This window comes from Myxococcus sp. AB036A (assembly GCF_006547355.1).
Classification (GTDB): domain Bacteria; phylum Myxococcota; class Myxococcia; order Myxococcales; family Myxococcaceae; genus Myxococcus; species Myxococcus virescens.
In genome coordinates this window covers 233,772-248,481 of record NZ_VHLC01000001.1, presented here as the reverse complement: position 1 = coordinate 248,481, position 14,710 = coordinate 233,772, and the positions used below count along the sequence as shown (strand labels likewise).

Below are 14,710 nucleotides of genomic sequence, written 5' to 3'. Positions count from 1 at the left end.
CGTGCCCGCTTGCTGCCTGGTCCGCGAATCCCGTGGGCATTGGCGGTGTTGCTCCTCTCAGCAATGGGGGTGGCCCTCGTGTCTGGGAACCCCGTGAGGAGCGTGCGTGAAGGTCCCTTCGGGTCTGCCCCGTGTTTCAGATGGCCCTCGTTCCGCCCGGGGCGGCTCCATGAGCCTGCGCTCCTGGCTCGCCGCCACCATGGGGGTGCTGACGTTGGTGACACTGGCGGCCGCCACCCTGCTCATCGTCCTGACGAGCGTGCTCGACCGTTCGGCCGCGACCCTGGGGGTCGCCTTCGGGGGCATCCGGGTGTCCGAGGAGCTGGAGGTGGGTCTGCTGGCGCATGACCGGATGGTCCGGGAAGGCCCCGCCAAGGTGCCCCGTGGCCCGGACGGGCTGTCGCGGTTCGAACTGGAGGCCTCACTGTACCGGCAGATGGGGGAGCTGCGACGCATCGCCTCGACGGCGGCGGAGCGTCAGCGGCTCGACGCTGTCCGCGAGGACGTGGACGTCTACTTCTCCGCCCAATGGGACCCGGTGCGCGCGGAGCAGGAGGCGGGCCCGGCGCTGGACGCCGCGTTGGGTGGCCTGGAGGAGGTCAGCTCCATCAACGTGGAGCGCGCGCGCGTGGCCCGCTCGGAAGCGGAGCGGTGGAACAACATGGCGGACTCCGTGGGTGTGGTGCTCTGCGGCTTGCTGCTGTTGGGCGTGCTCGTCGTGAGCGTGCTGCTGCGGCGCGTGGCGCTCCAGCCGCTGCGGGACATCAGCCAGTCCATGCGCCGCTTCGGCGCGGGCTGCAGGCGCGCCCGGGCCCCGGAGGCCGGGCCCACCGAGCTGCGGGACATGGCTCGCACGTTCAACGAGATGGCCAACAGCCTGGCCCACCAGCAGGAGCAGCAGCTCGCGTTCCTCGCGGGCGTGGCGCACGAGCTGCGCAATCCGCTGTCCGCCCTCAAGTTGTCCACAGCCCTGTCGGACCGCAGCCGCGCCCAGCTCACGCCCGAGCGCATGGACCGCACCCTGGCCCTGGTAGGGCGGCAGGTGGAGCGGCTGGACCGCATGGTGGGCGACCTGCTCGATGCCACCCGCATCGAAGCCGGCAGGTTGGAGCTGCGCCCGGAGGTGCGGGACGCACGTGAGCTGGCCCGCGAGGTGGTGGAACTCTACCGCTCCGGCGACACCGGCCATGGCCTCCGTCTCATCCTGCCGGACGTGTCCGTGCCGGTTCGCGCGGACCCGGCCCGGCTGGAGCAGGTGCTCCACAACCTCATCAGCAACGCGCTGAAGTACTCGCCAGCGGGCAGCACCGTGGAGGTGTCCGTGCGCCGCGAACAGGACACGGCCGTCCTTTGCGTGACGGACCAGGGCATCGGCATTTCCGAGGAGGAGATGCGCCTGCTCTTCGCGCCCTTCCAGCGCACCGGCAACGCCCGTCAGCGCGCCCCGGGCGTGGGTCTGGGCCTGTCGGTGGCCCGGCGCATCGTCGAGGGGCATGGGGGCAGCATCGACGTGACGAGCCAGCCCGGCCATGGCTCCGTCTTCTGCGTGCGGCTGGCCGTGGCCACCGAGGCCGTTCGGCATGCCGAAGAGGACGCGGGGCTGACGTCCCCCGAGGACACCCTGCACTGAGGGGGCTGCCCCCAGGTTGGCGCGAAGCGTCGCATGGCGCGCGTCCGCGTGTAGACGGCGGATGCGTTCCCGCAAGGCCCGACGTACCTTCGGGGTCCAACCTTCAGGAGTCGCCTGCCCTTATGAAGACCCCGCGCCGCGCCGCGCCGCTCGCCGCCCTCCTGGCCCTGGGAGGGCTGGGGGCGTGTGCCTCCCGCCAGCAGGCACCGACCGCCGCCGCGAAGCCCGAAGCCCCGCGGGCCGCCGAGCCTGTCGTCCGGTCCACGGAAGGGGGCTTCTCCGTCGCGATTCCCGGGCCGGTGAGCGAGGAGCGCCGTTCGCAGGAGACGGATGTCGGCGCGGTGACACTCCACACCTTCATCGCCGTGCGGCCGGAGGTGGATACCGCCTACTACGTCTCCTACACGGACTTCCCCGCGGCCGCGGTGTCCCAGGCGGACCCGCGTGACGTGGTGGCCCGAGCCAGCCACGGGGCGCTGGAGGCGCTGGGCGCCACCGGGCTGTCCGCGCGGCCGCTGGTGCTGAGTGGCTTCCCGGGCTGGGAGGTGGAGGGCGTGTCCGGCCCGCGCCACCTGCGCGGACGCTTCTTCCTGGTGGGGCCCCGGCTCTACCAGCAGTTGCTGCTGCACCCGGAGGGCAAGCCGCCCCAGGACGCGGACCGCTTCTTCGAGTCCTTCCAGTTGGACCCGCAGGTGGCCGCGATGTTGATGGGAGAGCGGCGCTCCTGAAGGGGACGTCCGTCAGTGGCGGTGTTCGCCCACCGTGCTCAGCAGCACGTCCATGTCGAAGGGCTTCTTGAGGACGGCGCGGACACCGGGCAGGTGGGCGCGGCCGCTCGCCGTGACGAGGATGATGGGCAGCTCCGCCAGGCGCTGCTCCTGCTGAATCCGGCCGACGAACTCCTCGCCGTCCATGACGGGCATCATCAGGTCCAACAGGATGAGGCACGGCCGCACCGCGTGGGGCCCGGTCAGCAGCTCCAGGGCCTCCTGGCCGTTGGCGGCCTGGGCCACGGCGTAGCCTTCGAAGGACAGGATGTCCTGGACGGCCTCTCGGATGTCGGCGTCGTCGTCCACGACGAGCACGGTAGGGGACGCGGCGCTCACGGCTTCGCGCTGCTCTTCCCCTTGCGCAGCCTTCCGAAGAGCTGGGTCATGGTGTCGTGACGGCATGGGAGCGTGTGTTCCAGGGAGCTGAAGCCTCGGCGCGTGAGCTTCACCGTAACCGGCGCGTCTGTCACGCACTCCAGCGTCACCGACAGCGGCGTAGTGCCTTCGGTTCGACCGTTCACAGAAACTGTCGCGCCCGACGGAGCGGAGTCGACCATGAGCAGGCTGGCGCCTTCCATGAACGCGCGCTGCTCACGGACCTCTCCCTCGCGGACCCCCGAAGGTGGGTCGAAGCTCGGGGCCAGCGTCGTCTCGGGGCGGGCGGCGGCCACCTCCTCCGGGGTGACGGGGGGCTCTCCGGCCTGCCGGAGCGCGGGGAGCACGAGGAGGCTCGCGGCCAGCAGGCCCGCGGCCGCGCCGCAGAGCTTGAGGACGGCGGCCAGCGGGCTGGGCGGCGGCGGCGGTGGCGGTGCCTGGAAGGTCCGCCTCCGGGGCTGGGCCTGGGGCGCGGGCGGCTCGGCGGGCTCGGCCTCCTGGGGCGTCTGCGCCTGGAGGTGGGCCAACTCCTCGGTGCGCCCCATCAGTGACTGGGACCAGGCATCGGAGTCGGATGATGCTTCCGTGACGGGGCCGCGGGGAAAGGGAGGGGTGTTCACGTGAGGTCGCTTCCTGGAGAGAGGGCTCAGCCGCCAACGACGCGGAACACTTCGCGCAGCGACGTGTCGCCCGTGCGTGCGCGTTCGACGCCCGCGGCCAGCAGGGGCACCATGCCCTCCTGGACCGCGAGCTCCTGGATGCGGGAGCTGGGCACCTTGGCGTTGATGGCGTCGCGGATGCCCTGGGAGACCACGAGCATTTCGTAGAGGGCGGTGCGGCCCAGGTAGCCGCTGCCCTCGCAGCGTTCACACCCCACGGGGCCGAAGAAGTTCCCGCGCCGGATTCCGGCGGCATCCAGCCGCACCGCTTCCTCGGGCGTCAGGGGCAGGGGCGCGCGGCAGTGGGGGCAGAGGCTGCGCACCAGCCGCTGCGAGAGGGTGGCCACCGTCGCGGAGGCGAGTAGGAAGGGCTCCACGCCCATGTCGATGAAGCGGTTGAACGCGCCCGCGGCGGAGTTGGCGTGGATGGTGCTGAGCAGCAGGTGGCCGCTGAGGCCCGCCTGGATGGCCGTGCGCGCCGTCTCCGAGTCGCGAATCTCACCCACCATGATGACGTTGGGGTCCTGCCGCAGCACCGCGCGCAGGCCCTGCGCGAAGGTGAAGCCCTGCGCGGCGTTGACCTGCGTCTGCGCGAAGAGGGGGACGTCGAACTCGATGGGGTCTTCGATGGTGGCGATTCGCGTGAGCTCGCCGCGCGACTGCTGGATGTGGCCCAGCGAGGCATACAGCGACGTCGTCTTGCCGCTGCCGGTGGCGCCCGCCACCAGGATGAGGCCCTGCGGCAGCGCGAGCAGCTCCTGGTACTTCGTGAGCAACGCGTCGGGGAAGCCGAGCGCCGGCAGTTGGGGCAGCCGCACGCCGGTGCGGGCGATGCGCAGCGCCACCGCGGGGCCGTGGTTGGTGGGGAGGATGGACACGCGGATGTCCGCGGGGCCGTCGTCCGTGGTCCACGGGAAGTGTCCGTCCTGGGGCTTGTCCAGGTCGTACAGCGCCAGCTTCGCGAGGACCTTGACGCGGTTGATGAGCCGCGAGTGGTGCTCGCGCGGGAAGGAGAGCACTTCCTCCAGCACGCCGTGCAGGCGGAACGCGATGCGCGTGCCTGCTTCCAGCGGATGGATGTGGATGTCGCTGGCGCCCAGGCGGATGGCGCCGTCCATCAACTGGCCCATGAAGGCGATGATGTCTGGGTCCGGCTTCGCGGCGATGCGGCCCAGCCGCTGGCCCAGGTCCTTGAGCAGGGTCCTGACGGCGGTGGCCGTGTCATGGGTGAGCACCTCGAGCGGGGAGATGCTGGGGCCCTTGGGCAGTGGCTTGGGCCGGGGGGCGCGGTGCCGTGCGCGGCGAGCCACCACGCCGGAGGCGTAGCTCAGACCGAACGCCAAGGCCACGCTGCCCGCGAGCAGCGGCGACAGCACGGCCTGGAGGTAGCGCCCGCCCTCCTGGAGGAACGTGGCGGCGCCCAGCGACGAATGCCGGTAGGCCCACATGCCGACGCCGCCCACCACCACGAGGACCGTCAGGGCCCACAGCAGGCTCGCGACTCGATTCATCAGCGGGGTCATGAGGCGCCGCACGCTACCATCGCGGTTGGCGTGCTCTCAAAAGTCCCCGGGGTCTGGGTTGCGGACCCCGGAGGGTCAGGACGGATGGGCGTGTCCTGACCCCCTGGGAACCCCTGTGCGGTTCAGCGCTCCTCGAACATGGCCTGGATGACGCGCCAGGCGAGCTCGACCTCGCGGCCCGACCGCAGGGACAGGAAGTCGCAGATCTCCGCCACGGCGTTGGAGCGCTCGCGCTCGAAGCCCTGGAAGAGCGTCTTCAAGGAGACGTCGAGCCCCTTGGAGAGCTTGCCCAGGGTGTCCAGGGACGGAGAAAACGAACCGCGCTCAATCCGGCGGATGGCGTCCACGGAGAGGTCGCTGCGTTCCGCGAGCGCTTCCTGCGTAAGCTCCCGGGCCGCCCGAAGCTTGCGCACGTGGTCGCCAAACCGGCGGTGCAACCGCGTCCAGTTCGCGACCCTGTTGTTCCGTTTCTCCATAAGAGGGAGCGGATAATTTGGGGTATCTCGGTCGCAAGTGAAGGGAGGATGTTCGGGGCTTGACCTTGCATTTGCGCCGGGCTGTTTCTCCCGCGACTTCCGTTGACTCACAGGCATCCACTCCACCGCTGCCAGGGCCGCGGAGGGTGGGCGCTGGGGCTGCTCCTCCAGCAGGCGGGGAGACGGTGGCCGGGAACATGCGCACGCAGGGGCTTTCGTCTACGCTGCCGACTACATGACGCATTCGGAAGTCGGGCGGAGCGGCCGGCGGACCTGGTTCCCGGTCCTGCTCGGTGGCCTGTTGACCGCCTGTGACATCGGGTCCTCTCCTCGCGCCGCCACACCCCCTGCTTCCGCGCCAGAGGCACCGGTCGTGCGCCCCGCTGAACCGCCGCGACCGTCCCCCGTACCAGAGGTTCGCCGGCGGATGCCTGTGCGTCCCGAACGGACCGCCGAGGTCCAGGCCCTGGCCGAGAAGCTGGGCGCGCCCGGTGCGAAGGTGGAAGACCCCTGCGTGGCACCCCTGGGGAACGGCTGCGCGCGCACGGCGCTGGCGCCCTTCTTCGCGTCGCTGGATGCGTTGGCCGCGGGCACCGCCACCCGCCCCGTCGTCATCGAGGCCTTTGGCAACTCGCTGATTGCCGGGGACCGCATCGTGGACGTCCTGCGCGACGACCTGGCCACGGCGTTCGGAAGCGCGGGCCGGGGCGTGTTGCTCGTGGACCGCATGGCGCCCTACGGCGGGCGAGGCCGCACCAGCGCCAGCAGCAGTGGGTGGCAGCCGCGCACCCTGGGCGAGCTGCGCGCGCCTCCGCACGCCTTCGGTATCACCGGCGTGTATCACGTGGCCACGAGCGCCAAGGCCCGCAGCCGCTTCAAGCTGGATGGCGAGCCGCGCGGAACGCTGTGGTGGCTGGACGTGCCCGGCGCGGGCGCGGTCAGCCTCTCCAGTGGCGGCAAGGTGCTGGCGCGGACCGAGCCCACGGGAAGCGGCTTGTCGCGCGCCACCCACTTCGAGCTGCCCGAGGACGCACAGACGCTGGACGTGGTGGCCGAGGGACAGGGCGCGGTGGTGCAGGGCGTGGTGTTGCAGCACGCGCGGCCCGGCATCGTCCTGGACACGCTGGGCGTGCCTTCGTCGGATGCGAGCCTCTATGCACGCATCGACGGCGCCACGCTCACGTCCCAGCTCGCGGAGCGTTCGCCCCAGTTGCTCGTCTTCTTCCTGGGGGGCAACGAGTCCAAGCGCATCGAATGGAAGCGCCTGGACATGGAGAAGCTGCGCACGGACCTGCGGGCGCTGCTCCGCCGCGCGCGGGAGGCGGCGCCCGGAAGCGCGTGCCTGCTGGTGGGGCCCATGGACGCGGTGAAGGGGCCCGGCGCGAAGGCTCAGGCGCTGACGCAGCGTCCCTCGCTGGAGGCGGTCAACGCCGCCGAGCGGGAGGTCGCGCTCGCCGAAGGGTGTGCCTTCTTCGACTTCTACGCCGCCATGGGCGGAAAGGGGGCGCTCGCGCGCTTCCATGCGTCCGGCTACATGCATGACGACCTGGTGCATCCGCGCGGCGCGGGCCTGGACGTGTTGGGGCACCTGGTCACCGACGCGCTGCTGCGCGCCTATGTGGAGACGCCGCCGCCCGCGCGGGGTGTCGCGGCGGTGATGCCCACGCCCTCGGGGGCGGGAGCCGTGCCCTCCGGGGTGTCCGAGCCCAGCGCGGAGGCCACGCCATGAGACTTGCGTTCGTGCGGTATGGGGCCGCGGTGCTCCTGGGGCTCGCGGGGCCCGTGTCCCTGGCGGCGCCTCGGGCCTCGCTGGGGATGGTGTGTGAGCCCGCCAGCCTCGACGCCGAGCAGTCCCCTCGGGCCTTCTCCGAGAAAGTGCGCGGCGCCCTGGACGCGGTCGTCCGCGCGGAGCTGTCACAGGGGCCCGTCGCGGGGCTGTCCGTGGGCGTGACACGCGGCGCGGAGCGCTGGGTGTGTGCCTATGGCCTTCGCGACGTGGGCCGCAAGCTGCCCGCGACGCCGCGCACCACGTACCGTATGGCGTCCGTCACCAAGTCCTTCACGGCGGTGGCGGTGCTGCAGTTGGTGGAGCAGGGGAAGCTGAGCCTGGACGCGGACATCTCCACCCTGGTGCCGGCCTATCCGGCCAAGCAGTGGCCCGTCACGGTGAGGGACCTGCTGGGCCACGTGAGCGGCGTGCCCACCTATGACGGGGTGGCGTCCACCCGCAACGTGAAGGCGGTGAGCACGGAGGCGGCCATCGCCGCCTTCGCGGGCAAGCCGCTCGCCTTCGAGCCGCGCACCCGCTACCTGTACACGACGTGGGGCTACAACCTGCTGGGCGCGGCGGTGGAGACGGCCTCCGGCCAGTCCTACCGCGACTACCTGCGCGAGCACATCTTCAAGCCTGCGGGCATGCCGAACGCGGACCTGGACATCACCGCCACGCGCGATGAGCACCAGGCCAAGGGCTACCGCGTCCAGGGGGCGGCGCTGAAGCCGTCGCGCTTCCTCGACGTGTCCAGCCGCTTCGCCGGTGGTGGCACCCGCGCCACGGTGGGGGACATGCTGGGCTTCGGCCGCGCCGTGCTGGCGCACACCCTGGTGTCGCGCGAGACGATGGGCCGCATGCAGACGTCCATGTCCACCGCCGACGGGCGCCTCACCGACTACGGCATGGGCTTCGCGACGTATCCGCTGCGCGGCCACTACGTGGTGGCCCACGCGGGCGGCCAGCCCGAGACGACCACGCTGCTGATGATGCTCCCCGCCGAGGACACGGTGATTGCCCTGGCCTCCAACGTGGAGGGCGAGGCGCGGCGCATGCGCCGGCTGTCCATCCGATTGATGGAGCAGGTGCTGGAGGAGGGCAACACCCGCCGCGATGCCTACGTGGCGGACCCGGTGGACGCGGTGGTGCACGAAGGGCTCAGCCGCGTCGCCAGCTATGGGCTGTCCTATTTCCAGTGGGCCACGCGAGGCCCGGGCGTGCTGCCGGAGGAGACGGACCTGCCCGGCGCCTTCGCCCAGGTGTCCGCGATGCTGAACCGGAAGGAGATTGGCCGGGACCCCCGGGCGGCGCTGGAGCGCGTCCGAAGCGGGCATGACCCGCGTCTGCGCGCCCTCTTCATCCGCGTGGGCGCGCACATGGCCCGCACGTTGGAGAAGGTCCACGGCGCGGCTCGGCTGAAGGACTACACCGTCGAAGGACCGCTGGCGTTCTTCGAGGATTACCTGGCCGCTTGTGACGCGAAGCAGGTTCCAGAGGCGGAGCGCATCGGCGAGCCGCTGCGCGCGGACGTGCTCCGTCTGGCCGCGAGCTGGAAGCGCGCGCAGTTGCCCGACCTCCAGCGCCTGCGCCTGGACGAGGAGAAGAACCCGGAGGCTCGCTGGGCCGCGCTGCGCAAGGCCGTCACCGCGTCGCCGGGGTTCCATCCGGATTACTCAGACGAGTTGCTGCGCATCGCGGAGGGCTTCGCCTGGCGCAAGCAGCCCGCGGCGCGGCGGCGCTGGTTGGAGCGGGCAGTGGAGCTGCATCCCCGGGGCCTGGATGCGCGCTGGGCCCTGGCTGAGGCGTTGCTCGCGGCGAACCCCGAGGAGGCCGTGCTGCCGCATCTGCGCGAGGCCGTGGCCACGCCGCAGGGCACACTGGCGCTCGCGCCTCGGAACTTCCTGAAGCGCCTCATCACCGCGGAGTCCACCGCGGTGGCGGCGGGTCTGCTGCGCGCGGGCGTGGCGCTGCATCCGGATGCGCCCGAATTGTGGGATGCGTTGGCGAAGCGGGAGCAGTCCCTGGGCCGGAAGGCGGCGGCCACCGCGGCCCTGCGTGAGGCGAAGCGGGCGCGTGAGGCGCCCAGGCCGGAAGCCGCGCCGGCGCCCTCCGTCCCCGAGGTGCCGGGCGCCAGCGGCCCCGTGCCGGATGACCATGGGCTGGTGCCCACGGGGAAGTGAGCATCACCGCCGGAGCCCATGACTCCGGCGGAGGCGGCTCAGTTCTCCGGCCGTGGCTTCAGCTTGCCGGACACGGTGCAGGTCGTCGCGATGGGCTTGTCCTTGTAGGTGGCCGGCTTGAAGCGCCACTGCTTGATGGTTTCGCGGTTCTTCGCGTCCAGGCCCACTCCGGGCTTGAGCATCCGGCAGTCGGTGGCCGTCCCGTCGAGATGGAAGGTGCACCTGAGCTGATAGGTGGTCTCCTTGACGCGGGTGAGCCGCGAAGGGGCGAACTGGAGGTCCTCTCCCTTGATTCGCTCGGGGCGCATCGGCGGGCGGCCGCAGGGGATGGGCTGGCTGCGGTCCACGGTCTCCTCGAAGGCCTCCAGGTTGCGCTGGAGTTCGGCTTCGAATGCCGCGTTGTCCTGCGTCGCGGGCTCGGCGGCCAGGACGGGCGCGGACAGCAGGAGGAGGGAGACAAGCCCGGGCATGTGCATGGTCCCTCCTTTAAGCGTGAGTGGGGTGGGGCGAAAGCGTGATGCCGACACCCTGACGCCCCGGCGGGCACCCATGCGAGGATGAGGGCACGTATGCGCATCCCGTGTCCCAGTTGTCAGGCCTTCGCCGTCCCAGGCGCGCAGAGCTGCGCGTGGTGCGGTGCGTCTCTTCTGAAGGAGGCCACGCCAGGCTCCGCGGACCCCGTGTGTGCCGTCCACCCGGAGCTGCTCAGCCTGCATGCGTGTGGCCGGTGCGGCAGCTTCGCGTGCGCGCAGTGCCTGCGGAAGGGGCCCTGGGACGAGCCCCTGTGCGCAGCGTGTCATGACCGCGTGCCCGCAGATGCCCTGCCGTGGGACCGGCGCGATGAGTTGGGGACCCTGCGGGCGTACTGGCAGACCTGTGTGGCGGTGATGCTGCGTCCCTCGGCCACCTTCGAGCGCGCGCGGCCGGAGGGTTCGGTAGGCAGCTCCCTGGGCTTCGTGGCGCTGTCCAACCTGGCCGCCTCCTTCACCACGGCGCTCTTCTACCTGGCCCTCCTCTTCGCCATCCCGCGTGAGATGATGGATGGCGACAACATCTCCCAGAGCCGGTTCCGGCTGGCCGGAGTCGGGGTGTTCGGGGTGACGATGGTGCTGGTGCCCGCCGTGGGCATGCTCGTCGCGCTCATCAACTCCGCGCTGGACCACCTCGTGTTCCGGATGGATGGCACTGGTCGGCCCTTCGCGGTCACCCTGCGCGCCAATGCCCTGTCGCTATCGCCCTACATGATGGGGCTGATTCCCTTCTGTGGCATGTATGGCGCGCCCTTCTGGGCCCTGGGGCTGCGCATCTACGCGTACCGGAGCCTGCACCGCACGGGCTGGAGCACCGCGGCGGTGGCGGCCCTGGCGGTGCCGCTGCTCTCCTGTGGTCTGTTCTTCGCTGCCTACGCGGTGATTGCGGTCGTGGGCGCCAGCATCGGCGGGTAGTTCGCCGCGCGGGTGCTACGGCTCCGTCACCGTGCTGGCGGGCGCCGCCGCGGTGACGGTCCGCTGCTGGGGCCAGAAGCGCGTGCCGTGGACGTTCTCCAACGCGGCGATGCGCTTCTTCGTCTTCGCGTCGTAGACGCGGGCGGCCTGCTCGGCGGAGACCAGCAGCAGGCGTCCGCGCATCCGCAGCGCCACGGTCGACGTGGGCGCGAGCGCCAGTTGCTCAGGCTCCACCAGCCGGTCGTTCACCTCCCAGCGCAGCGGGAGCATGAGCGTGGGCAGCTCGCCCGTGGCTTCCCAGGAGTAGAGCGGGCCCTGGTGCGTCTCCATGGAGACCCACATGCCGTAGGCCGTGTGGCCCCGGTCCTTCACCACCGCGTCCAGCCGGGCCGCGTCTTCGTTGCCTTCCTCCAGCTCCGACTCGGAGAGCCGGTCCGCGTCCTGGCTGAAGGTGGAGGACGTCAGCCGGCTGGCCGTGGCCAGGGCTTCCGTGCCCAGGGCACCGTCCACCTCATACAGCGTGGCCACCGTCTCCAGGTGCTTCCACTGGCCGGCCTCGTGGCGGTACGCGTGCGCCAGACCCGGGCTGCCGTCCGCCTCCGGGAGGAGGAAGCGCTTGCCCTCGAAGAGGAAGTACTCACTGCCGCTCTCCATCTTCCGCGGCAGGTCCTCCAACTGCGACACCAGCGCGACGACGTGGCCCGCTTCGTCGAAGCCCAGCGTGTCGGTGTGGCCGAGCTCGGGCAGCAGCAGCCGGGTGCTCTGGCCGGATTCGAAGTCCACCTGCCAGGCGCGCGGAGGCAGCTCGCCGTTGCCCCGGTCCATCACCAGGCCCTGCCGACCACGCGGCCCCCAGGCCAGCTTGAGCCGCTCGCACACCGCGTCCACGGTGGCGAGCGGCTTGCGTGTGCCCGACGACTCGTGGCGAATCCAAGTACATCCCGAGGGCGACGCGGCTTCGAGGAAGGACAGGGTGTAGCCAGGCGCGGGCTCGGTGGGCGCCGGAGGCGGAGTGGCGGAGGGCTCGGGGGCGGGGTCCTCGGACTTCTTGCAGGCGCTGCCCAGAAGCAGCGTCGAGCCAAGGATGACGGCGGGGCCGAGATGGCGACTCATGTTGCGCTCCAGCGGAAAACGGCCCTTCACCATGGCAGATGGTTGGGCCTCAGAGGAAGCCACCCCAGGAGTACCCGAAAGGCGCACCGGGGTCATCTGGACCTCGTCGCTTGCCTCCCTGGTGGGTTCGCGCTTCACGTCCGGAAGCCCACGTTGCATTCGGGGAGCGCCTTGCGCAGGGCCTCGACTTCTTCGAGGGGAAGGGAGGTCTGGTAGAGGTCCAGGCTCTTGAGGCTGCTCATCCGGGACAGCCATGGCGGCAGGGTCGTCATGGGCGTGGCCTTGAGGCCCAGGGACCTCAAGCGCGTGAGCTGGCCTACCGCCTCCGGGAGCGTGCGAACGCCGGTGTTGTCCAGGCTGAGGGATTCCAGCCCCTCCAACTGCCCGAGCTCGGGAGGAAGCGTCTCCAGCTTCGGGTTCCAGGCGAGGTCGAGTTGTTTCAGCTTCGTGAGCCGGCTCAGCGCGCCGGACACCTGCGTCAGTTGTGCGTGCTTCAGCGTCAGGCGCTCCAGCTCGGAGAACTCGCCGATCAGCTCCGGGACGACGCCGAGCTTCCGCCCCAGGAGGAAGATGTCCTTCGTGTCTCGGGGGAAGGTGTCCAGGATGGCCGCGGCCCCCTGGTCGCGGGCCTTCGCGGCGGCTTCACCGAGAGACTCCTGCATCAGGCCCAGCGGGTCTCCCAGCGAAGGGACTTTCTTGCCGCTCGGTTTCGTGGAGGCGCCCTTGCTCAGCGCCGCGAGCTTCTTGGTGAGCCATGGCGAGAAGGGCCCCAGTTCGAGCGTGGGCAGGCTGTCTTCCACGGACCAGACGACCAGCGCGTCGTCGTGCGCGCTCTTGCCGAAGCAGTAGCCGTTGACGTCATTGAGGTCCTCGGACGCGAACATCACGAAGCGGTAGGTGTACCGGCCCGCCTCGCGCTCCTCCCGGACGGTCGTCCACTGCCGTCCAGGTTCGCCCATGCCTTCCGAGGCCTGGATGCGCCAGCGCGGGGGCAGGAAGCTCAGGCCCTTCTTGCCGGTGGTCACCCAGCGATAGCCCAAGGCCTCGACGAAGCGCTGATAGTCCTCCGGAAGGAGCGAGCTCAGGTCGGGCGCATGCTCGAAGGTCATGTGCATGGGTTCCAGGTCCGCCGGGTGCTGGCCCGCGGCGTTCTGTCCCAAGGTGTTCCGCAGCGTCGCCTCCAGGTCCTGCCACGCGGTCTCGATGGGGACAGGCGGCGCCTTGCCTGGCTTCTTCGCCTTCGCCGCGGAGGCTCGTGGTGGAGCGGTCTTCTTGGTCGCCATGGCGTTGCCTACCGCCTTGGCGAAATGCCGGCAAGTGACTCCGTTCCGTGCGCATCACCGAGGCTCACGTCGCCGCGGACCACAGCTCCACTTCGTGCTCGCGAGCCCGCAGCAGCGCCTGTCCCAGCTCCACGGGATAGGGCGGCCGGGCGGGGGACAAGGCGCGAATCTCGGGCGGAAGCCGTGAGCGTTCGCTTCGCGCGAATTCGCGGATGGCCTCCAGTGTCGGTGACGCCTCGGGCAACCGCTGGCCCCCGCGCATCACCGGTTGGAGCAAGGGCCTTCCGGGCGCGGTGTCCTGCCTGCACGTGAGCACGTCGCCGCGCGCCACGCCGTCCACCTCCCGCCGGTAGATTTGCTTCGCGCCCGGGAGCAACAGCTTCCCCGATGACAGCTTCACTCGGGGCCGCCCTGCGTACGCCACCAGCTTGTAGGCCATGTCCACCGCGGGCGCGTCCGACGAAACGCCCATGGCCGTGCCTACGCCGAAGCTGTCGATGGGCGCCCCGCGCGTCACCAGCCTCTCCACCGCGTCTTCGTCCAGTCCGCCGCTCGCATACACGCGCACCTGCTCCAGGCCGGCTTCATCGAGCATCTCCCGCGCCGCCTTCGACAACGCGAGCAGATCTCCCGAGTCCAGCCGGATGGAGCGCACCTGGAAGTCCTCGCCCAGCTCCCGCGCCAGTCGGATGACGTGTTGCACGCCGCGCAGCGTGTCGTAGGTGTCCACCAGCAGCGTGGCATTTGGATGGACGCGCACGAAGGCGCGGAACGCCTCCAGTTCGTCGTCGTGCGACTGCACGTAGCTGTGCGCCATGGTGCCGGCGAGCGGAATCCCATACGCCTTCCCCGCCAGCACGTTGGAGGTGGAGTCCACGCCCGCCACGTACGCCGCGCGCGCCACCTTCATCCCGGCGTCCGTGCCGTGGTAGCGCCGCAAGCCGAAGTCCATGACGTGGCGTCCGGCGGCGGCCGTCACCACGCGCGCGGCCTTCGAGGCCACGGTCGTCTGGAAGTGCACCTGGTTGAGGAGGTACGTCTCCACCAGCTGCGCCTCTGGCAGGGGCGCGCGGACCTCCAACAGCGGCTCCTGGGCGAACACCGGCGTGCCCTCCACGACGGCGTCCACGTCACCGCTGAAGCGGAAGCGTTCGAGCCACCCGAGCAGCCGGTCCGAGAAGCGGCCTCGAGATGCCAGCCAGTCCAGCGCCTCCGCGCCGAAGCGCAGGTGCTCCAGGTACCTCAGCGCATCGTCGAGCCCCGCCGCCAGCAGGTAGTTCCGCCGGGGCGGGAGCTTGCGCGCGAAGAGGCTGAACACGGCCTCGTCCCACATTCCCTCCTCGAGATACGCCTCCGTCATCGTCAGTTGGTAGAGGTCCGTCAGCAGCGCGGTGTCTTCCGGCCAGGTCATGTCGGGGGCTCCGCTCGAAGGGGCACTGGCGCCTGAAACTCAAGCTAGGCCCTGGTCTCGATGCGCGCTCCCAC

The 14,710-nt window shown here is 70.8% G+C and carries 13 protein-coding genes; 5 read left to right on the top strand and 8 right to left on the bottom strand.

Annotated features, from left to right (window positions below):
• Window positions 1-169: 169 nt before the first annotated feature.
• A complete protein-coding gene (locus FL344_RS01085; protein ID WP_141617158.1) occupies window positions 170-1,630 on the top strand; it encodes a HAMP domain-containing sensor histidine kinase in 1,461 nt (486 codons plus the stop codon).
• 122 nt (window positions 1,631-1,752) lie between these two features.
• On the top strand, window positions 1,753-2,358 hold the full coding sequence (locus tag FL344_RS01080) for a hypothetical protein (RefSeq protein ID WP_090493824.1): 606 nt from the start codon (window positions 1,753-1,755) through the stop codon (window positions 2,356-2,358).
• Between the two features lie 12 nt (window positions 2,359-2,370).
• Here the strand turns inward: FL344_RS01080 and FL344_RS01075 are convergent, their stop codons facing one another.
• The 4 genes from FL344_RS01075 to FL344_RS01060 form a co-directional block, all read right to left on the bottom strand.
• Window positions 2,371-2,736, bottom strand: coding sequence for a response regulator (locus FL344_RS01075; RefSeq protein WP_141589692.1), 366 nt, complete (start codon window positions 2,734-2,736; stop codon window positions 2,371-2,373).
• Window positions 2,733-3,395 carry a PEGA domain-containing protein gene (locus FL344_RS01070; RefSeq protein WP_141617157.1) on the bottom strand — a complete coding sequence of 221 codons (663 nt, stop codon included), beginning with the start codon at window positions 3,393-3,395 and terminating at the stop codon, window positions 2,733-2,735. Before FL344_RS01070 ends, FL344_RS01075 begins: the two co-directional genes overlap by 4 nt.
• Window positions 3,396-3,421: 26 nt before the next feature.
• On the bottom strand, window positions 3,422-4,945 hold the full coding sequence (locus tag FL344_RS01065; RefSeq protein WP_228564662.1) for a GspE/PulE family protein: 1,524 nt from the start codon (window positions 4,943-4,945) through the stop codon (window positions 3,422-3,424).
• 134 nt (window positions 4,946-5,079) lie between these two features.
• Window positions 5,080-5,433 (bottom strand): helix-turn-helix domain-containing protein, encoded by a 354-nt coding sequence (locus tag FL344_RS01060; protein WP_141589689.1) that lies wholly within the window; start codon window positions 5,431-5,433, stop codon window positions 5,080-5,082.
• 235 nt (window positions 5,434-5,668) lie between these two features.
• On the opposite strand from FL344_RS01060, the gene FL344_RS01055 reads away from it, so the two are divergent.
• Both FL344_RS01055 and FL344_RS01050 read left to right on the top strand, forming a co-directional pair.
• On the top strand, window positions 5,669-7,162 hold the full coding sequence (locus tag FL344_RS01055; protein ID WP_141617155.1) for an SGNH/GDSL hydrolase family protein: 1,494 nt from the start codon (window positions 5,669-5,671) through the stop codon (window positions 7,160-7,162).
• Window positions 7,159-9,384 carry a serine hydrolase gene (locus tag FL344_RS01050; protein WP_141617154.1) on the top strand — a complete coding sequence of 742 codons (2,226 nt, stop codon included), beginning with the start codon at window positions 7,159-7,161 and terminating at the stop codon, window positions 9,382-9,384. The genes FL344_RS01055 and FL344_RS01050 overlap by 4 nt, the downstream gene beginning before the upstream one ends.
• A 38-nt stretch (window positions 9,385-9,422) precedes the next feature.
• Here FL344_RS01050 and FL344_RS01045 read toward each other — a convergent pair whose 3' ends face one another.
• A complete protein-coding gene (locus tag FL344_RS01045) occupies window positions 9,423-9,854 on the bottom strand; it encodes an energy transducer TonB (RefSeq protein WP_228564660.1) in 432 nt (143 codons plus the stop codon).
• A gap of 99 nt (window positions 9,855-9,953) precedes the next feature.
• Here FL344_RS01045 and FL344_RS01040 point away from each other — a divergent pair, with 99 nt between their 5' ends.
• Window positions 9,954-10,829: a YIP1 family protein gene (locus tag FL344_RS01040; protein ID WP_141617152.1), complete on the top strand. Its 876-nt coding sequence runs from the start codon at window positions 9,954-9,956 to the stop codon at window positions 10,827-10,829.
• Window positions 10,830-10,844: 15 nt separating this feature from the next.
• Here FL344_RS01040 and FL344_RS01035 read toward each other — a convergent pair whose 3' ends face one another.
• From FL344_RS01035 to FL344_RS01025, 3 genes are all read right to left on the bottom strand, one after another.
• On the bottom strand, window positions 10,845-12,101 hold the full coding sequence (locus FL344_RS01035) for a hypothetical protein (RefSeq protein WP_141617151.1): 1,257 nt from the start codon (window positions 12,099-12,101) through the stop codon (window positions 10,845-10,847).
• Window positions 12,077-13,225, bottom strand: a complete 1,149-nt coding sequence (locus FL344_RS38890) for a leucine-rich repeat domain-containing protein (RefSeq protein WP_228564658.1) — start codon at window positions 13,223-13,225, stop codon at window positions 12,077-12,079. Before FL344_RS38890 ends, FL344_RS01035 begins: the two co-directional genes overlap by 25 nt.
• 64 nt (window positions 13,226-13,289) lie before the next feature.
• Window positions 13,290-14,636, bottom strand: a complete 1,347-nt coding sequence (locus FL344_RS01025; protein ID WP_141617150.1) for a nicotinate phosphoribosyltransferase — start codon at window positions 14,634-14,636, stop codon at window positions 13,290-13,292.
• Window positions 14,637-14,710 lie beyond the last annotated feature (74 nt).